Origin of the sequence: Jezberella montanilacus (assembly GCF_003003055.1) — a bacterium.
In the GTDB taxonomy this organism is placed as follows: Bacteria; Pseudomonadota; Gammaproteobacteria; order Burkholderiales; family Burkholderiaceae_B; genus Zwartia; species Zwartia montanilacus.
On the sequence record NZ_PVTV01000016.1, the window covers coordinates 112,581 to 131,639 of the forward strand.

Below are 19,059 nucleotides of genomic sequence, written 5' to 3' on the forward strand. Positions count from 1 at the left end.
GTCGTATCAGGCTGAGGCTTTCAGTGGCCAACGCGGCAGCTGAACTTTTTTGTAGGTGAAAGTATCCCAGTCGGGCGTGGCCGCACCTTGGCCGCCGACGTAAATGACTGCTTTAGCAATCGTAGAAAACGAAGCGTAAAAATGCTGCGCGGACTTCACCACGATGATTTTTTTCTCGTCAAGTGCACAGCCCAGTTGCGTGAACAGGTCAATATTCATCGCCTGATTGCGGTTTGAACTCAGAACAATGTCGATGCCTTCGGCGCGAACCAGAGCGCAATTGCCAAGCGAGGTCTTGCCGCCTGAGAGACCCGTCATGGTCATGTTTTCTTTGAGGGCCAGCACCTGACACAGGACATCAACGGGATCACCTGACAGAATGCTCGTTTTGCCGCCGAGGCGCATCATCAGACTTGCACCAGTGCCTGCGTCGAAGGCGATTTTGACTGCCATGGGATCCCACAGCGGACCCAAGGCCGCGTCAACGATCTTGCGATCCAGCATGCGACGTAACATAAAAGTCGAATCGCCCGCTGCGCCGCTGCCCGGATTATCTGGTCTGTCGGCAAGCACGATGGGCCCCGCTGGCATGGCAAGCGCTTCGTCCAGAGCTTGATCAATCGACCGAAAGGGAATTTTCAGTTGCTCGCGCATGGCGATCAGCTCGTCAGCCAATAAGCGCGAAAGCGCCTGAGCCTTGGCTGCGTCACCATCACTATAGACCAGCACCTTGGTGCCCATGTCTGGCACATCACCCGTGGCAAAACCGTGAGCGATCGAGACTGACAATATGCCATCCTTGCCTTCGAGTGCTTGAAGGCGTTGGACGATGCTCTTACCAGGTTCGCGAGTGGTATGAATCGGCACGATCATTTGACAATCAACCAAGGCAGCGACCGGTTGAATCTTGCCCGCCTGCATGTCAAGACACAGATCGACCAGTTCGTGCGCGCGTGCTAGCGTGTCGGTATGGGGGTATTCTTTGTAGAGCACCAAGAGGTTCGCCTTGTGGACCATGGTGGGGCTTAGATGGGCGTGCAAATCAAGTTCGGCGCCCACGATCACGTCAGGGCCGACGATTTCGCGTACACGAGTCAGGATATCGCCTTCGCAATCGTCATAACCATCTGCCACCATGGCGCCATGCATGCCCAATACCACCATGCTGACCGGCATCGCTGAGCGCAGCCCGTCTAGTAGTTCGTCTCTCAAGGTCTCGTAAGCGACCCGCGTGGTTGTACCGCTGGGTTGCGCTGAGGCGATCAAGCCTTCGATCAACTCGAATCCCTGCCCAGCCTGGCGCTCGCGCAGCACATGCAGTGGAGCGCTTAGAAAACTTGGTTTAGCCGGATGCGAACCTGCGCGGTAATAGTCCCGTTCGAGAAAGGAGTTCAAGCCCGTTGGCAGCGGCGCGAAGGTGTTGGTTTCAGTACCCAGCGCAGCAAAAAAAATGCGCGCAGCTTTCGTGTCGGACGGCTTAATGATGGATCCTTTGTGTTAACCAAGGCGTACCACTGACTGTAATTTAAAAGCCCCGGAATAACAACTGATTAAGATCCATTCAATCTGCTGAGGACCACCTCGCGGCCTAACAGCGTCAGGACTGCATCAATCGCTGGTGTCTGAGTCGTGCCCGCCACGGCGACGCGCAAGGGGATGGCGAGCTGAGGCATCTTGAGTTCGTGAGTGGCAAGCACGGTTTTGATCAGAGCAGCAATTGCGTCTTTAGTCCAATCTATCTTCGCCGCTTGTTGCGCGAAATCTTTTAGTGCTGCTCGCGCCGAAGCGGTCAAATGTTGCGCGATCAGGTCTGGCTCAGCAGACTTGAATGGCCCGCAGAAGAGCATGGCCGCGTCGGCGAGTTGTTCAAGCGTCTCGGCGCGGTCTTTCAGCAGCTGCACGACTTCAACGAGGTTGATGGCTTCGGGATCGCCTCCTCGGGCTTTGATTCTCTCACTTATGCTGTGAGCCAATGATTCGTTGTCGCTTTGCTTGATGTAGTGTGCGTTAACCCAATTTAGTTTCTTGGGATCCCACTGCGCGGCCGACTTGGATAAATGCTGGGGATCAAACCACTCAACAAGTTGCTCGCGAGAGAAAATTTCGTCGTTGCCGTGGCTCCAGCCGAGTCGCGCCAGATAATTGATCATGCCCTCGGGCAGATAACCCTCACGATGGTAGTCCATGACACTGACCGCACCATGGCGCTTGGAAAGTTTTTCACCATCAGGGCCAAGAATCATTGGCACGTGACCATATTGAGGCACGGGTGCGCCCAGCGCCCGCAGAATATTGATCTGGCGGGGCGTGTTGTTGACGTGGTCGTCACCGCGCAAAACATGCGAGATGCGCATGTCCCAATCATCAACCACCACGCAAAAATTGTAAGTGGGGGTGCCATCTGGTCTGGCAATAATCAAATCGTCCAGCTCGCCATTGTCAATGCTGATCGGCCCTTTGACGAGATCAAGCCAGGCGGTCGCGCCTTCTTGCGGATTTTTAAAGCGAATGACTGGTTTTCGATCGGCTGGGATAGCCGGCAGCGTTTTGCCGATTTCTGGGCGCCAAGTGCCATCATAACGAGGCTTTGCGCCACGGGCTTTCGCAGCCTCGCGCATGGACTCAACCTCTTCGGGGGAACTGTAGCAAGGGTAAGCCGTCCCAGCGGCCAACATGCTGCCCAGGACTGCGCGATAGCGATCCATGTGTTGCATTTGGTAAAAAGGGCCTTCGTCCGGCGTTAGTCCCAGCCATGCCATACCATCGAGAATGGCCTGTACTGCCTCTGGCGTAGAGCGCTCAAGGTCGGTGTCTTCGATTCGCAGGATAAAAGTGCCGCCATAGTGCCGAGCGAAAGCCCAGGAAAACAGTGCAGTGCGTGCACCACCAAGATGTAAAAAACCAGTTGGTGAAGGGGCAAAACGAGTGCGAACGTGCGAGAAATCGGTCATGGGCCTTAAATCCGTTGTTTCATGACTCACCAGTGAGCCAAGAAACGTGTATGGTGAAAACATCGGTATTTTAGTTTAGAGAGCTCAGTTGCATGCAGCGTCACATCTTCGGCCCCTTATTTGAACCTCGGAGCATTCTGGTCATCACTGACCAGCAACTGCCGCTTGCCCAGAGTTTGCCCGCGGCCGAGCATCCCAAATTAACGAAGGTTCAAGTACAAAAGGGTCGCCCAATTGAAATCCCCAGCGAGCTAGCTGGCGCCACGGCAGAGCAGCGCTTGGACCTAGCGGTTTTGTGTGTCGACCCTGCGCGGCTCGCCGAGACGCTTGATCAGTTAGCGAGATATCGGCCACGAGCGGCTATTTTGCTGCAAAGTGAGTGGGTCGATAGCCGACCTGAGCAAACCATTACCCTTTGTCGACGGTGGGCAACACTGCATGGTTGCCTAATGATAGGGCCACAGTCTTTTGGTATTTTGCGCCCTCATCTTGGTCTGAATTTAAGTCTGAATCCGACCCTGGCCCGAGAGGGGCGTGTTGCCTTCGTAGCCCAGTCTAGCGCCATCGTATCCAGCGTGCTGGATTGGGCAGACGAAACCCATATCGGGTTTTCCTCGGTCGTTGCGTTGGGCGACGAGACGGTCGCGAGGCTGGCGGGGATTCTGGAGTACCTGGCGACCGACTCGCGCACGGACAGTATTGCTCTCTATGTTGAAGAAATCGGTTTTGGTCGCGAGTTCATGAGTGCCTTGAGGGCGGCTGCGAGTGTAAAACCTGTGGTCGTCTTAAAAGCGGGAAGAGCGTTTGGCTCGCCGCAAGAGGATGCTGCGTTTGATGCAGCCTTGCGTCGGGCTGGTGCTGTGCGCGTTCGATATTTTGTGAATTTATTCTCAGCCTTGAAGGTTCTGGTGCACTTGCGCCGACCGACCGGTCGTCGCCTGGCAGTCATGGCTAACGGAGACGGCCCATCGCAACTGGCGATGGATTTGGCGATCGATGGCGTGCCTTTCGCCAGTGCCGATTTTGCAGTGCAGACACGCATGGCGTTGTCGCAATTGCTTGAGCCGGGCAAATCAGTCTTTAATCCTGTCATCACCAATCAGCCGCTCACGCGGCACCTGACCCGAGATTTATTGCATGCCGTTTTGAACGACACAGGTGTCGACGGTGTGCTGGTACTGTTAAGCCCAGATTCGAGAGCTGATCTGAGCGCTGTGGTCGACGAATTGGCTCTGATTGCACCGGGTGTGCATAAGCCAATCATCACGTGTCTGATGGGTGATGCGCACATGCGCCCACTGAGACGGTTGCTCGATGATGCCGGTACACCCGCGTTTCGCACCCCTGAGTCTGCTGCCGATGCTTTCGGTGTTTTGGCAACCTATCATTACAACCAGCAGCTGTTGCTGCAGTTGCAGTCGCCCCATCCGGATGGCCGCGCACCTGATTTGCATTTGGCTCGAAACATCTTGGTGAAGGTCAGAGAGCAAGGGCGAACCCGATTGGCTGCCCCAGAAATGCTGAGCCTCATTGAAGCATTCAATGTGCCGCTTGCGCTTCGTTCGACGGTCAACGATATTGTTCTGAGACAACAGATACCGTTACGGGTAGAAGTGCATCTGGACTTACATTTCGGCCCGATCGTAAGCGTTGGTGTGGGTGGGGCGATTGCTCGAATTATTGGCCCCGACGCGGGCACCGATCTTGCCCCCCTGAATCCTTACCTTGCCCGGCTGCTGCTTGATCGCAGTCGAGTGTGGCGCCATTCGCTGGCCGGCCACGTCTCTCAAATCGCCCACGAGGCATTGTTGACTGTGCTCGAGCAAGTATCCATCATGGTCGCAGAGCTCCCTGATATTGAACGAATTGTGTTCGATCCCATCTATTTCGACGATCTGGCACCTTTCGCACTTGACGCAAGCATTGCCTTGAGAGCGTTGCCCCAGCGATCTGATCCGCAGATGCAGGGCTATCCGCATATGGCGATTCATCCTTACCCTTATCGCTGGGTAGAATCGCTTGAGTTTGGAAATGAGCGCGAGGGGACGTTACGCCCCATTCGCCCAGAAGATGCCCAAGCTTTGCAGAATTTCATTCGAGGACTGTCTGACAGATCCCGCTATATGCGGTTCGTCTCAATGATGCGAGAACTCACGCCTCGCATGATTGCTCGTTATACCCAGATCGACTATCACCGTGAGTTAGCACTCGTCGTGACAACAAGTGAGCCTGATCCAGCTGATCGGGGGCGTAAAAAAGATGTGGTGATTGGTCTGGCTCATTATTTGCGAAATCCGGACGGACGCGGCGCCGAGTACGCCCTGGTCGTGGGAGATGATTGGCAAAGACTGGGTTTGGGTGGTCGCCTGATGCGAAAGCTAATCTTGGCAGCGCAAGAACAGGGGCTCGATTACATCGAGGGTATGGTCTTGTCGGATAACCGGCCAATGATCAGTTTGATGACCAAGCTTGGCTTCACCGTCGATCATGAGCCCGATGACCCCGGAACACGCCGAATCTGGCTAAACCTGGTCAATCGAACCAAGGACTCGAGCTGAATACGACCAACTTTTTTAGGCCAGCACTTTTTGCAAAAACACTGAGATGTCGTGAATCTCTTGAGGGCAGACCGAGTGCGGCATGGGATAGGTTTGCCATTGCACCTGATAACCCAACTGAGTGAGCTTTTGTTGAGCAGCTTGAGCGCGGTCAATGGTGACCACTGGATCAAATAAACCGTGCGCCAGGAAAATGGGCGTTTGTTCATTTACGTCGTTATGCTCTCGGTCAGCTGCGGCCAGGATAGGCAAATAACCGGATAGCCCCATGAAGCCAGCCAGTTTGTGCTTGGTTCTTATCCCCGTGTGCAGGGTGATCGCACACCCTTGCGAAAATCCAGCCAGTACAATTTTGGAAGACGGGATGCCTCTGGCAATTTCTCGTTCGATCAGACGATTGACGGCGGCCTCTGAACGCCTGATCCCCGCGTCATCTTCGCGAGGAACGATATTAGGCACGAAAATGTCATACCAGGCACGCATGTGCATCCCACCATTAATGGTGACGGGTTGCACCATAGCATTGGGAAACACAAACCGCGTCGGCATTGACGCGGGCAGCCTGAGCTCAGGGACGATGGGGTAAAAGTCACCACCGTCAGCGCCCAGACCATGCAGCCAGATTACGCAGGCTGTTGGGTTGGGCTCGGTTTCAGTCTCAAGGCACTCAAGCAGATCGTCTTGGCTCATGTGGTTGTCTCGGTGTCATGGAGTGTTTTCAGGGCTTGAAAGAGCGCGCGATAGTGTTTGCGCAGTGGATCCTGGCCCGGGCGTAGCTGCGTATTGGCGACCTGTTCTTTACGGCCTTCGCGGATCAGGGTGCGCAAATGCTGTACGTCAGCACCTGGAAATTTCGTCAATAAATCAGTGAGTGCCTGATCATCTTTGAGCAAGCGATCGCGCAAGGACTCGAGCCGGTGCATGGCTTGAGTCTGCTCTTTAGAACCGTTTTTCCAGGTCTCGAGCTGTGTTTGAATGAGCGCTGCATCAGCGTCGCGCATCAGCTTGCCGACGAAATGCACCTGCCGGCGCAAACCCTCGCGACTGGTGGTGCGCTGGGCGAGCCGGATGGCGTCGTACAAACGTTCGGACAGCGGCAACTGTTTTAAGCGCTCGGGTGATAGGTCGACCAGCTCTTTACCCAAATCGACTAAAGCGAGCATTTCGCGTTTGACTTGGGATTTGCTGGGGCCGTCGTACTGGTCGTCGCCAGTATCGTCTTCTGAATGAGGTATGTCGTTTTGCATAGTTGCTATGATAAGGCCTCATTTGAATGGATCGCCATGGCTAACAAGATTTCTGCACTCCCGATTACTGAAAATCGCCCAATTTTTGAGGATTTAGTCACTCAAGCGTTGAAACATGCCAAATCTCTGGGGGCATCAGATGCCGCAGCTGAGGTGTCAGAAGCCCAGGGTTTAGCGATTACTGTTCGCAAAGGCGATGTCGAAACGGTGGAGCAGACGCGTGATCGGTCGATGGACATCACGGTGTTTGCAGGCCAACGCCGCGGGTCGGCATCCACTTCGGATTTTTCAACACAGGCACTCAGGGACACGGTTGAGGCAGCGTGGCATATCGCGCGCTATACGGCAGAAGATCCCGCCGCCGGTCTGCCCGATGAAGCGCTGCTCGCCAAGAAGGCTAAACATAATCTGTCACTGCATCATCGCTGGAAAATCAGCGTGAGCGAGGCCACTGAGTTGGCCATCGCAGCTGAGCATGCTGCCCTGCAATGCGATAAGCGGATCAGCAATACCGAAGGTGCAAGTGTCGATACGCATGAGGGACATTTTGTACTGGGCAATACGCGCGGCTTTCTGGATGGCTACGCCTACTCCCGTCATGGTTTGTCCGTGTCGCCCATTGCTGGCCGTGGTCAGCGGATGCAACGCGACTATTGGTACACCAGTGACCGTAATCCCAAAAACTTGGCTGACCCTGCCGCTGTCGGGCGTTATGCCGCTGAGCGTGCCTTATCGCGGTTGTCGGCGCGCCGAATCAAGACTGGGCATTTTCCGGTGTTGTTTGAGGCGCCACTGGCCTTAGGCTTGATTGGTGCACTGACTCAGGCGACTAACGGCGGTGCGCTCTATCGGCAGTCGAGTTTTCTGATTGATGCGTTGGGGAAGCAATTATTTCCCAGTCACATCAATATTGACGAGAATCCTCACATTAAGGGCGCGATGGGCAGCTCGCCGTTTGACGAGGAAGGGGTCCGCACCCAGGCTCGCGACATCATCAAAGATGGTGTTCTAAAGGGGTATTTTCTGTCCTCATACACTGCGCGCAAGCTGGGCATGGTCTCGACGGGTAACGCTGGCGGCTCGCACAATCTTGTCTTATCTTCGACAAAAACCAAGAAAAAAGACAACCTCGACGCGATGTTGCGCAAAATGGATACTGGTTTTCTGGTGACAGAGTTAATCGGCCAAGGCGTGAATTACGTGACGGGCGATTACTCTCGCGGTGCCTTTGGCTATTGGGTTGAGGGAGGGCTTATTCGCCATGCAGTCGAAGAAGTGACAATCGCTGGCAATCTTAAGGACATGTTTTCGCAAATCGTGGCGGTCGGTGCTGACACGATTAATCGTGGCAGCAAAACGACTGGCTCTATCTTGATCGAGAAAATGGCGATAGCCGGGATTTAGCTTAGGGGTGTATTTGTTTATTGCTCAGGTGTAATATTCGCCCGACAGGGGCGGCACGGCCCTTCTAAATAAATTTACGGAGATACAGGATGCAACGTCGTTCGTTTCTGAAAAAAGCTAGTTTAGGTGCGGTTGCTGGTACTGCCACGGTTGCAGCGCCAGTTTTTGCCCAAGATGCCCCCACGCTCAATTGGCGCCTGGCGTCGAGTTTCCCTAAGGTACTTGACACCCTGTTCGGTGCCTCTGAGCAATTTGCCAAGCAAATCAGTGACATGAGCGGTGGCAAGTTCAACATCAGAACCTTTCCCGCTGGTGAGATCGTTCCCCCGCTAGCCGTTCTGGATGCGGTTCAGAAGAACACCATCGAGATGGGTCATAGCCCGGCTTATTATTACTTCGGTAAAGACCCGATCTTGTGTTTTGATACCGCCGTGCCATTCGGTTTGAATGCGCGCCAGATGAACGGCTGGATGTATGACGGTGACGGCATGAAGCTGATGCGCGATGTCTTCAAAGCATATGACGTCGTCAACTTTCCGATGGGTAACACAGGCTGCCAGATGGGTGGTTGGTTTCGCAACGAAATTAAAACTGTTGCCGATCTGAAGGGCTTGAAGTTCCGTACGGCTGGATTTGCTGGCGAAGTGTTATCGCGCTTGGGCGTCGTGCCACAACAGCTGGCTGCTGGGGATATTTACCCCGCCCTCGAAAAAGGCACGCTCGATGCGGTTGAGTTCGTGGGGCCGTATGACGATCAAAAGTTTGGCTTCGCCAAGGTAGCTAAACACTACTACTACCCGGGTTGGTGGGAGGGCGGCGCCCAAGTCTCGCTGTACGTCAATGCGGGCGAATACCAGAAGCTGCCAGAAAGCTACAAGGCGATGATCGATGTGGCGTCGCGCTCAACTAACGTGACCCTGCTTGCTCGTTACGATAATCGTAACGCGGCAGCCTTGAAAAATCTGATTGGTCAAGGCGCAGTGTTGCATCAGTTTCCTCGCCCAGTGCTTGAAGCGTCGTGGGATGCGGCCACGCTGGTCTATGCAGAGATGTCTGCGAAAGATCCAAAGTTCAAGGCCGTGCACGACAACTACATGGGCTATCGGGATGCACAGGTGCCATGGTTCCGCGTCGCGGAAGGTTCTTACGACGGCTTCGTCAGTTCAATGCTGCAGAAGAAGAAATAAACGAATCTGTGCGTTTTATTTAGTAAAAAGGGAATCAAAACGTTTTTTTGATGGGTTTTAGTGACTTTTTTACTCAAGATGGGCTTTTGGATTTCACAAAAGCCCATTTTTTATTGTAGAATCAAAGGCTTTCCTCAATTCGTATTCATCATGTCTTGAGTAAGGGTGTAACCATTCCTGCACGGGCGGCTCATAACGCTTTGGCACGGTTTCACTAAATGACATGTTCGATTGAGGGCTTGCCGGGATGGTCCCGTCAGGTTTTTACTTAGGATCCAATCATGAAGACATTTGTGGCAAAGCCGCATGAAGTCACGCGTGACTGGTATGTGATCGACGCCAAGGGCAAAGTCCTAGGTCGTGTGGCCAGCGAAGTCGCACGCCGTTTGCGCGGTAAACACAAACCAGAATTCACACCTCACGTTGATACTGGCGATTACATCGTCATTATCAACGCGGCAGACATTGTTGTCACCGGTAACAAGACGACGGATAAAAAGTACTACCGTCATACGACTTACCCAGGTGGTATTCGCGAAACCAATTTCGCCAAGCTGCAAGAGCGTTTTCCAGGCCGCGCAATCCAGAAAGCCGTTAAAGGCATGTTGCCTAAAGGCCCTCTGGGTTACGCGATGATCAAAAAGCTGAAGGTCTATGCGGGTGCTGAGCATCCTCATTCTGCCCAACAGCCACAGAACCTAGAATTTTAAGGACAGGCCATGATCGGTAATTGGAATTACGGAACAGGCCGCCGCAAAACTTCGGTGGCTCGTGTGTTCATGAAAAAAGGCGAAGGCAAGATCGTCGTTAACGGTAAAGTCGTTGACGAATACTTTGCTCGCGAAACGGGGCGTATGGTCGTCCGTCAGCCACTTGAGCTGACAGGCCATCTGGCTTCATTTGATTTCCATATCAATGTGCATGGCGGCGGCGAAAGCGGTCAAGCCGGTGCTGTGCGTCACGGTATTACCCGCGCACTCATTGATTACGATGCAACATTAAAGCCAGCTCTGTCTAAAGCAGGTTTGGTGACGCGTGATGCTCGTGAAGTCGAACGTAAAAAAGTCGGTTTCCGCAAGGCGCGTCGTCGCAAACAGTTCAGCAAGCGTTAAACTATTGGTGGCAATTAAGACCACTGGTTTTTCTCAGTTGTACGAAAAAGCCGCGCAAGCGGCTTTTTTTATCAGGAGCCCGAACGATGTCGCAATCCCCAGCTAGTCCGATCAAAGTCGGTATTGTGGGTGGTACCGGTTACACCGGTGTCGAACTACTTCGCATGCTATGCCAGCATCCGCACGTCAAGCTCACGTCCATCACGTCGCGGACAGAAGACGGCATGCGCGTGGCAGAGATGTTTCCCAGCTTGCGTGGCCGCGTTGATCTGGCCTTTTCATCGCCTGAAAAGGCTGAGCTGACCAGTTGCGATGTGGTTTTCTTTGCGACACCACATGGCGTTGCGATGGCTCAGGCTAAAACCTTATTGGCCGCAGGTGTCAAAGTCATTGATTTGGCTGCTGACTTCCGTTTGCAGGACACCAAGGTATTCGAGCAGTGGTACAAAATCCCTCACGCCTGTCCTGACGTGCTGGCTGAATCGGTTTACGGGGTCGTTGAGCTTAATCGTGCGTCGATCGCCAAAGCGCGCGTTGTTGGTAATCCGGGTTGCTATCCGACTACTGTCTTGCTGGGTTTGTCACCGTTGTTTGGTGGCGCACCCCTGATTGATCTCCACGATATCGTTGTGGATGCGAAGTCTGGCATTAGCGGCGCAGGGCGCAAGGCTGAGGTCAGTCATTTATTGGCAGAAGCAGCTGATAACTTCAAGGCTTATGGCGTTGCCGGTCATCGCCACAAACCCGAAATCCAAGAACAGTTGGATCGCATGGCGGGTGCGCCCGTCGGGTTGACCTTTATCCCGCACCTGTTGCCCATGATTCGCGGCATGTTCAGCACGATTTACGCAAATATTTTGCCTGAAGCACTGGGTGTGGATTATCAGAAATTATTCGAAGATCACTATCGCGGCGAGGCGTTTGTCGATGTCATGCCCGCTGGCAGCATGCCCGAGACGCGCTCGGTACGGGCGTCTAACACCCTGAGGATTGCTATTCACCGCCCTGGCAACGGTCGCAAGCTGATTATTCTGGTTGTGCAAGATAATCTGGTGAAAGGTGCGGCGGGTCAGGCTATTCAGAATATGAATTTAATGTTCGGTTTTCCTGAGACAGCCGGCTTGAGCCACGTGGCGATTTCGCCGTAAATCCTTAATTTGCTGTATAGTTGAGCATAATAGTCGGATATAACCCCTTGGGTTATCCCTGACTTAAAGTGTAGTCTTTGTTATTCCGTCGTATCGCAAGTCGCCTCAAAGAGGCTGGAGTCCACCATGAACACCATCACTGAAACCGTTAATCTGCAAACCCCGCCGCCAGCAATCATCTTTACTGATTCTGCTGCCGAGAAGGTGAAAGACCTGTTGATTGAAGAAGGCAACAATAACTTGAAGCTTCGAGTTTTCGTACAAGGTGGTGGTTGCTCAGGTTTTCAGTATGGTTTCACTTTTGACGAAGACGTAGCTGATGACGACACCACGCTTGAGAAAAACGGTGTTGCTCTTCTGGTTGATCCAATGAGCTTTCAGTATCTGGTCGGCGCTGAGATTGATTACAAAGAAGATATCGAAGGCGCTCAGTTCGTCATTCGTAATCCGAATGCCACAACGACTTGTGGTTGCGGTTCGTCTTTCTCTGTCTAATTAGCCAGCTTTCCAGGTAGCGCCTAAGAGGCGCGCGCCTTGTGCACCGGTAACCGCAGGGTTGCTGGCTTTAACGTCGTTTTGATTGGCCCAAGCCAACCAGGCAAACGCAAGCGCTTCAACATCTTGGGATGAGATCCCGTGATAATCCGTTGCGGTGACTGGGCGCTTTAGCAGGTTGCCGAGGTCTCGCATGAGCAAGGCGTTCTTGGCGCCACCACCACACACGAGTACATCTTTGGCCTGAGTGGCGTAGCGCTCGATGGCTTGTGAAATGGTCTGTGCGGTCAGTGCGCGTAATGTTGCTTGAACGTTTTGAGGCGTTTCAACAAAAGCGCTTAGTCGTTCATTCAACCAATCGGCATGAAACAGATCGCGTCCGGTCGATTTTGGGGCGGGTAGGTCAAACCACGGCTCTGAACTGATAAGGTGTTCAAGCAAAGCCTTGTTGACGAGGCCACTGCCGCCCCACTGGCCTGAATGGTCATAAGCTTGGCCTGTATGACGTTCGCACCACAGGTCCATTAAGACGTTTGCGGGACCAGTATCAAAGCCAAGCAAAGGCTTGTCAGGGTCGAGCACCGTGATATTTGCAATACCTCCGAGGTTGAGCACAACGCGAGGCTCGTTACCCATAAAGACGTATTGATGAAACATGGGTACTAGTGGCGCGCCTTGTCCGCCTGCCGCCACATCACGGCTTCTAAAGTCAGCCACCACATCAATCTGAGTTAATTCGGCCAGCAAAGCGGGTGAATTTAATTGAATGGTGTAGCCAGCCTGGGGCTGATGCCTGACCGTTTGCCCGTGTGCGCCAATTGCGCTGATATCTTGTGACGTCAGGCCAGCCGCAAAGATTGCCTGCTTGGTGACTGTTGCATAAAGGCGAGCCAGCGCTTGACTGACGATTGCGGCGCGTGCCAGTTCGTCTGCACCGCTGCTATTGAGCGAGAGAAGCTCGTGACGCAAGCCGGGTGAGAAATGCTCAGACGCGCGAGCAAGCAATTTAGGTGTGCCCTGTTGATCGAATTCAGCGACCACTGCATCAACGCCGTCAAGACTGGTACCAGACATGAGGCCGACGTATATTTGGCCAGTCATGCCTATTGCTGAGCGATGCTCGCAGATTCTTCAGCCGCAGCTGGTTGAAACTTTGCCAGTACTTCAAGCTGTTGCTTTAACGGCGCGACAGCTTTAACAAAGGTTGGCAAGTGCTCTGCTTCGATCGGCGGCGATTCTGGAAGCGCCACCGTGAGTGGATCAACGGGCTTATCGTTAATGCGGAATTCATAGTGCAGATGCGCCCCGGTTGACCAGCCGGTCGAGCCAACGTAACCAATGGTTTGGCCTTGCGCAATCCTTGATCCCTTAACGAGATCGGGTGCAAAAGCAGATTGATGGCCGTATACAACAGTGATGTTGCCTGGATGGCGCAAGATGATGACGTTACCGTAACCGTTCTGCCATCCGATATAGTCGATGATACCGTCGGCAGTCGCCTGAATTGGCGTACCCGTAGGAGCCGCGTAATCGACACCCGCATGGCCTGACCAAGAACCCAAGATCGGATCGCGTCTCGTCCCGAAAGTAGAGCTGATGCGAGAAAACTTCAGGGCATTGCGAAGAAAAACGCCGCGCAGCGTCTCACCTTCGAGGCTGTAATAGCCACCAGATTTGTTGTCGTCCGAATTGAACCAGACCGCGCTGTAGGATTTGCCTTGATTAACGAATTGCAGAGCCAGCACGCGACCGGTGCCAACACTGCGACCTTCGTGTGCCCGGGTCTCGTAGACGACTCTGAATTGATCACCTTTGCGCAAACCGCGCAAAAAGTCGATCTTGCTACCAAGAATATCTGCCATCTGGCTTGTGATCCCATCGGGAATGTTGGCAACGTCTGTCGCCGCGAACAGCGAGCGGGTGATCGTGCCCATACCCACTTCAATATGGGTTTCAGTCTGTTCTTCAATCTCGTTAAAGGTGAAGCTGCCATCGACGGCTTTCACTTCAAGCATTTTTGCGATCACACGACCATTTGCTTCAGTACCGGGCGTGTGTATGTAGCGCAACCACAAAAAGTCACCATCTTGTGTGGTTGCCACCAGAACGGTGCGCCCGGGGCGCAGCTTGTATATTGACCGTGCTTGAGTGTTGCTTGTAATGGCGGTGAGCAAGCGAGTATCTGTCAGCTTGAGTCGCTTTAGGACTGAGGCCACCGTATCACCCGGCTGGATGTGTGTTTCAGTGATGAACGGTGCGTCGGCACCAGCTGTTGCCTCTGTGCGTGCCAGCGCTTCGTCGGGGATGGCGACCACATCTTGAAGAACCACTTGCTCGGGCGGTGGGAGATCGGTCGCACTTGGCACAACCATCCCGAAGGCCCCAACACCAACAAACAGCAAAACGATAGAGCAAACTGCAAAGGCGTAAACGAGACGACCACCAACCGAGTTAGGGGCCTGAATGAGAGGTGAGCGCATCGCTAACAGCGCACGCTTCAATGCCAGGGGTACTTTAACTATCAAAAGAAAAATCCATTTAGTGGGCTGACAAAGCCCCAACTGCAGTGGTGATTGGTTGGCGCGTCGACATCAGAATGCGTATGATTCGTCTGCATGGGGAAAGTTGCAGTCCATAGTCGATCGAGCCGAAGCTGAAAGTTTAGCCCATTTTGTGCGTTGCATCAGTCATAGTTTTGTAATAATTCGTAAGTATCGGTCAATTTCAGTTAAATACTATTTAATTTACATCATGTCACAGTCAAAATACGAAATAACACCAACGGTTGAAGCCAGCATGGGGGTAGCCCTGCGCGGCTGTGACGAGTTGCTGGTTCAGGCCGAGTTTATGCAGAAGCTTGCGCGTAGCGAGGCGACCGGTGTCCCGTTGCGCATCAAGCTTGGGTTAGATCCCACCGCGCCTGATATTCACCTGGGCCACACCGTTGTGTTGAACAAAATGCGGCAGTTGCAAGATCTGGGGCACACGGTCATTTTTTTGATTGGTGACTTCACCTCCATGATCGGCGATCCTTCCGGTCGCAATTCGACCAGACCGCCCTTGACGCGTGAGCAGATCGAAGCGAACGCCAATACCTATTACGCCCAGGCCAGTTTGGTGCTGGATCCGCAAAAAACTGAAATTCGTTACAACTCAGAGTGGTCCGATCCACTGGGTGCGCGGGGCATGATTCAATTGGCGTCGCGTTATACCGTCGCGCGCATGATGGAGCGTGATGACTTTACAAAACGGTATAGAGCAGGTGAGCCGATCTCTGTGCATGAATTTCTATATCCTTTGATGCAAGGCTATGACTCGGTTGCCTTGAAGTCTGATCTTGAGCTCGGTGGTACCGACCAGAAGTTCAATCTGCTTGTCGGTCGTGAGCTGCAGCGAGAGTATGGGCAAGAGCCACAATGTATTTTGACGATGCCGCTTCTTGAGGGGACTGATGGTGTCGACAAGATGTCGAAGTCCAAGAACAACTATATCGGCATCAGCGAAGCGCCTGAGTCAATGTTCGGCAAGCTCATGTCGATCTCTGACACGCTGATGTGGAAGTACTTTGAGTTGTTGTCCTTCCGCAGCCTCGACGAGATCGCAGCCTTGAAGGCGGAGATCGACGCAGGGCGCAATCCGCGTGATGCCAAAGTGATGCTGGGCCAGGAAATCGTCGCAAGATTTCATTCGCCAAGCGCTGCTGAAGGCGCCCTAGCGGCTTTCGAAGCGCGTTTTCGGGATGGTGCCGTCCCTGAGGATATGCCCGAGATGACGGTTGCTGGTGCGCCGCTTGGTGTCCTCAAGGTGCTGCGCGAAGCCAACCTGGTCGCGTCCGGGGCAGAAGCCCAACGTAATATTGAGCAAGGTGGTGTCCGCATCAACGGCGCTAAAGTCGAAGACAAAGGCCTGCAACTCGCTGCGGGTATTTATGTCATGCAAGTTGGTAAGCGTAAGTTTGCGAGAGTAACCGTCGTCTAGGCAAGGTGCCCGCCTTCAGGGGCGGTACACTACTACACCCGAATCCCTTTGCTAGGAAACCTCATGTTTGACCGTAGCCTTACCCTTGAGCGCGTTGACCCCGAAGTATGGGCAGCTGTCCAGAAAGAAGACCAACGCCAAGAGCAGCATATTGAGCTCATCGCTTCTGAAAACTATGCGAGTCCCGCTGTCATGCAGGCGCAAGGTACTCAGATGACCAATAAATATGCAGAGGGTTATCCAGGTAAACGTTATTACGGTGGTTGCGAGTATGTCGATATCGTCGAGCAACTAGCGATCGATCGTCTGAAAGAGCTGTTTGGTGCCGAAGCCGTCAATGTTCAGGCTAACTCGGGCTCACAGGCGAACCAGGCGGTTTATCAGGCATTCTTGAAACCGGGTGATTCGGTGCTCGCCATGAGTCTGGCAGAGGGCGGTCACCTGACGCACGGTGCTTCAGTCAATGCGTCAGGTAAGTTGTACAGCTTTAATCACTATGGTCTGGATGCTGATGAGGTGCTTAATTACGAGCAGGTCGAAGAACTTGCTCGTTTGCATAAGCCCAAGATTCTCATCGCGGGTGCGTCGGCTTATTCGCTGAAAATTGATTTCGAGCGTATGGCTCGTATTGCCAAGGATAACGGTGCTCTGCTGATGGTTGATGTGGCGCATTACTCTGGCTTGGTAGCTGGTGGTGCTTATCCTAGCCCTGTCCCGTTTGCGGATATCGTTACATCCACCACGCACAAGTCTTTGCGTGGACCTCGCGGTGGCATCATCATGATGAAAGCTGAGCATGAGAAAGCCATCAATTCGGCGATCTTCCCCGGCATTCAAGGTGGTCCGCTGATGCACGTGATTGCAGCCAAGGCAGTTGCGTTCAAAGAAGCGCTGACACCTGAGTTCAAAACTTATGCTACGCAAATTGTTAAGAATGCAGATGTATTGGCTAAAACACTGGTTTCGCGTGGTTTGCGCATCGTGTCAGGTCGCACCGAGAGCCACGTGATGCTGGTTGATCTGCGATCCAAAGGTATCACCGGTAAAGAGGCGGAGGCCGTTCTGGGTCTGGCGCACATTACGTGCAACAAAAACGCCATCCCTAACGACCCCGAGAAGCCGTTTGTCACAAGCGGCATTCGTTTGGGTACCCCTGCGATGACGACGCGTGGATTTAAAGAGGCCGAGTCAGAGTTGACCGCTCATTTGATCGCAGACGTGCTTGATAACCCAAGAGATGAGGCGAATATTGCCTCGGTTCGCGCACGCGTCAATGCCTTGACGTCAACTTTTCCGGTCTACGGTTAAGCACTTGGCATGAAGTGTCCTTTCTGCGGTTTTGCCGATACTCAGGTCGTTGACTCGCGCGCAAGCGATGAGGGCGACTTTATCAGGCGCCGCAGAAAGTGTTCATCCTGTGATCGTCGCTTCACGACTTACGAAAGGCCCGAGCTTGCGATGCCTTACGTGGTTAAACGTAACGGCAGTCGTCATGATTACGATTCAGCCAAAATGAGAGCGAGCCTCGCTTTAGCGCTGCGTAAACGACCGGTTAGTGCAGTTGTTGTCGACGCAACGGTGATGCGCATTGAAGATAAGCTGTTGACCAGCGGCGAACGCGAGGTCACGACCGCCTATTTGGGTGAACTCGTGATGGCTGAGTTGAAAAAAATCGATAAAGTCGCCTACGTGCGGTTTGCCTCGGTCTACAAGAGCTTCGAAGATATCGGTGAGTTCGTCGAAGCGATCCGTGAGATGCAAGTGCCCGCGGCTAAATCAAAAAAATCGTGAGTAATCCTGACCAAGATGTCTTCTACATGCGTCAGGCATTGGCTTTGGCGCAAGGGGTGTTGTATTTGCCGTCACCTAATCCGCGTGTGGGCTGTGTGGTCGTACGCAACGGTGAGGTGCATGGCCGAGGTGCAACGCAATTGGTCGGTGGCCCGCATGCTGAGGTCATGGCTTTGCGCGATGTCCTGCAAAATGGCTTGACTGCAGAAGGTGCCACGATCTACGTGACCCTTGAACCTTGTTGTCATCACGGTCGCACACCGCCTTGTGTTGATGCCTTGATTGCAGCTAAACCGGCACGCGTCGTGTTTAGTCATTTTGATCCGAATCCAAATGTAGCCGGTCGTGGCATGCGTGCGCTGCGAGAGGCAGGCATACAAGTCACTGTCGGTGTCTGCGCTGAAGAAGCACTCGAAATCAATCCCGGGTTCATCTCGCGCATGACACGTGGTGTGCCGTATGTGTGGCTGAAGGCGGCAGCTTCGCTCGATGGTCGTACTGCCTTGAGTAATGGGGAGTCCCAATGGATTACCGGAGCTGAGGCGCGTGCGGATGGGCATCACTGGCGCGCGCGCAGTTGTACGGTCGTGACTGGTATCGGTACGGTGCGAACGGATAATCCGCAGTTAACTGTCCGGCATGTTGAAACACCTCGCCAGCCAAGGCGGGCCGTGATTGATCCCGGTTTGAGTATCGACGCGAATGCCCTGGTGCTGAAGGGCGGCGGCACGACGCTCTTCACCGCGACCAAGGATACGGATAAAACGCTTCGCCTTGCGGATGTTGGTGCTGAAGTCGTTTACGTCCCCGAGACCAAACTGGTTGCTTCGTCATCGCTGTCAGGTAAGTCACGCCCGCGCGTCGACTTGCTGGAAGTGATGCGTTGGTTGGCGAAGCGTGGCGATAATGAAATCCATGTTGAAGCAGGGTCTGGCATGAACGGTGCCTTGCTGCAAGCGGGCTGTATTGATGAGTTGCTGATTTACACCGCCCCAATGTTGATAGGCGAGGGGATGGGGATTGCCAAACTGCCCGGTCTGCACAAGCTATCGCAAGCGCCGCGCTTTGAGTTTATTGATGTGGCCAGATTGGGTGCAGACGTCCGTCTGCGCGCACGGTCAGTGGCTCGCTGGCAGGATTTGTTAAAAAAAATTCACTTGAATTGATCAATTGTTGGTTGTTGTGTTT

Annotated in this window: 17 protein-coding genes; 11 read left to right on the top strand and 6 right to left on the bottom strand. The window is 53.5% G+C overall.

Annotated elements, in window-relative coordinates:
* Nucleotides 1-6: 6 nt before the first annotated feature.
* Both BCM14_RS12650 and gltX read right to left on the bottom strand, forming a co-directional pair.
* The gene (locus tag BCM14_RS12650) at nt 7-1,482 is read right to left on the bottom strand and encodes a M81 family metallopeptidase (protein WP_106228404.1); all 1,476 of its coding nucleotides are present in this window, start codon (nt 1,480-1,482) and stop codon (nt 7-9) included.
* Nucleotides 1,483-1,550: 68 nt separating this feature from the next.
* Entirely contained in the window at nt 1,551-2,951 is a 1,401-nt protein-coding gene (gene gltX / locus BCM14_RS12655) for a glutamate--tRNA ligase (RefSeq protein ID WP_106228405.1), read from the bottom strand.
* 92 nt (nt 2,952-3,043) lie between these two features.
* Between gltX and BCM14_RS12660 the strand changes: the two genes are divergently transcribed.
* Nucleotides 3,044-5,509 (top strand): bifunctional acetate--CoA ligase family protein/GNAT family N-acetyltransferase, encoded by a 2,466-nt coding sequence (locus BCM14_RS12660; RefSeq protein ID WP_106228406.1) that lies wholly within the window; start codon nt 3,044-3,046, stop codon nt 5,507-5,509.
* Nucleotides 5,510-5,524: 15 nt separating this feature from the next.
* On the opposite strand, the gene BCM14_RS12665 is transcribed toward BCM14_RS12660, so the two are convergent.
* Both BCM14_RS12665 and yjgA read right to left on the bottom strand, forming a co-directional pair.
* The gene (locus tag BCM14_RS12665) at nt 5,525-6,199 is read right to left on the bottom strand and encodes an alpha/beta hydrolase (protein WP_106228407.1); all 675 of its coding nucleotides are present in this window, start codon (nt 6,197-6,199) and stop codon (nt 5,525-5,527) included.
* Entirely contained in the window at nt 6,196-6,756 is a 561-nt protein-coding gene (yjgA, locus tag BCM14_RS12670; protein WP_106228408.1) for a ribosome biogenesis factor YjgA, read from the bottom strand. Before yjgA ends, BCM14_RS12665 begins: the two co-directional genes overlap by 4 nt.
* Before the next feature lie 36 nt (nt 6,757-6,792).
* Between yjgA and pmbA the strand changes: the two genes are divergently transcribed.
* The 6 genes from pmbA (at nt 6,793) to erpA (ending at nt 12,102) form a co-directional block, all read left to right on the top strand.
* Nucleotides 6,793-8,160: a metalloprotease PmbA gene (gene pmbA, locus BCM14_RS12675; protein ID WP_106228409.1), complete on the top strand. Its 1,368-nt coding sequence runs from the start codon at nt 6,793-6,795 to the stop codon at nt 8,158-8,160.
* Nucleotides 8,161-8,249: 89 nt separating this feature from the next.
* The gene (locus tag BCM14_RS12680; protein ID WP_106228410.1) at nt 8,250-9,347 is read left to right on the top strand and encodes a TRAP transporter substrate-binding protein; all 1,098 of its coding nucleotides are present in this window, start codon (nt 8,250-8,252) and stop codon (nt 9,345-9,347) included.
* A gap of 281 nt (nt 9,348-9,628) precedes the next feature.
* Nucleotides 9,629-10,057 (top strand): 50S ribosomal protein L13, encoded by a 429-nt coding sequence (rplM, locus tag BCM14_RS12685; RefSeq protein WP_106228411.1) that lies wholly within the window; start codon nt 9,629-9,631, stop codon nt 10,055-10,057.
* 9 nt (nt 10,058-10,066) lie between these two features.
* Nucleotides 10,067-10,459 carry a 30S ribosomal protein S9 gene (gene rpsI, locus BCM14_RS12690; protein ID WP_106228412.1) on the top strand — a complete coding sequence of 131 codons (393 nt, stop codon included), beginning with the start codon at nt 10,067-10,069 and terminating at the stop codon, nt 10,457-10,459.
* An 86-nt stretch (nt 10,460-10,545) separates the two neighbouring features.
* Nucleotides 10,546-11,607, top strand: a complete 1,062-nt coding sequence (argC, locus tag BCM14_RS12695; RefSeq protein WP_106228413.1) for an N-acetyl-gamma-glutamyl-phosphate reductase — start codon at nt 10,546-10,548, stop codon at nt 11,605-11,607.
* Nucleotides 11,608-11,733: 126 nt separating this feature from the next.
* Nucleotides 11,734-12,102 (top strand): iron-sulfur cluster insertion protein ErpA, encoded by a 369-nt coding sequence (gene erpA, locus BCM14_RS12700; RefSeq protein ID WP_106228414.1) that lies wholly within the window; start codon nt 11,734-11,736, stop codon nt 12,100-12,102.
* Here the strand turns inward: erpA and BCM14_RS12705 are convergent, their stop codons facing one another.
* Together BCM14_RS12705 and BCM14_RS12710 are read right to left on the bottom strand one after the other, a co-directional pair.
* Nucleotides 12,103-13,203, bottom strand: a complete 1,101-nt coding sequence (locus tag BCM14_RS12705) for an anhydro-N-acetylmuramic acid kinase (protein ID WP_106228415.1) — start codon at nt 13,201-13,203, stop codon at nt 12,103-12,105. It abuts the gene before it with no gap.
* 2 nt (nt 13,204-13,205) lie between these two features.
* Nucleotides 13,206-14,627, bottom strand: coding sequence for a M23 family metallopeptidase (locus BCM14_RS12710; RefSeq protein ID WP_259673609.1), 1,422 nt, complete (start codon nt 14,625-14,627; stop codon nt 13,206-13,208).
* Nucleotides 14,628-14,853: 226 nt separating this feature from the next.
* Between BCM14_RS12710 and tyrS the strand changes: the two genes are divergently transcribed.
* From tyrS to ribD, 4 genes are all read left to right on the top strand, one after another.
* A complete protein-coding gene (gene tyrS / locus BCM14_RS12715; protein WP_106228416.1) occupies nt 14,854-16,080 on the top strand; it encodes a tyrosine--tRNA ligase in 1,227 nt (408 codons plus the stop codon).
* Nucleotides 16,081-16,143: 63 nt separating this feature from the next.
* Nucleotides 16,144-17,388, top strand: coding sequence for a serine hydroxymethyltransferase (gene glyA, locus BCM14_RS12720; protein WP_106228417.1), 1,245 nt, complete (start codon nt 16,144-16,146; stop codon nt 17,386-17,388).
* A 9-nt stretch (nt 17,389-17,397) separates the two neighbouring features.
* Nucleotides 17,398-17,871 (top strand): transcriptional regulator NrdR, encoded by a 474-nt coding sequence (gene nrdR, locus BCM14_RS12725; RefSeq protein ID WP_106228418.1) that lies wholly within the window; start codon nt 17,398-17,400, stop codon nt 17,869-17,871.
* A complete protein-coding gene (gene ribD, locus BCM14_RS12730) occupies nt 17,868-19,037 on the top strand; it encodes a bifunctional diaminohydroxyphosphoribosylaminopyrimidine deaminase/5-amino-6-(5-phosphoribosylamino)uracil reductase RibD (RefSeq protein WP_259673610.1) in 1,170 nt (389 codons plus the stop codon). Before nrdR ends, ribD begins: the two co-directional genes overlap by 4 nt.
* The last annotated feature ends 22 nt before the right edge of the window (nt 19,038-19,059 follow it).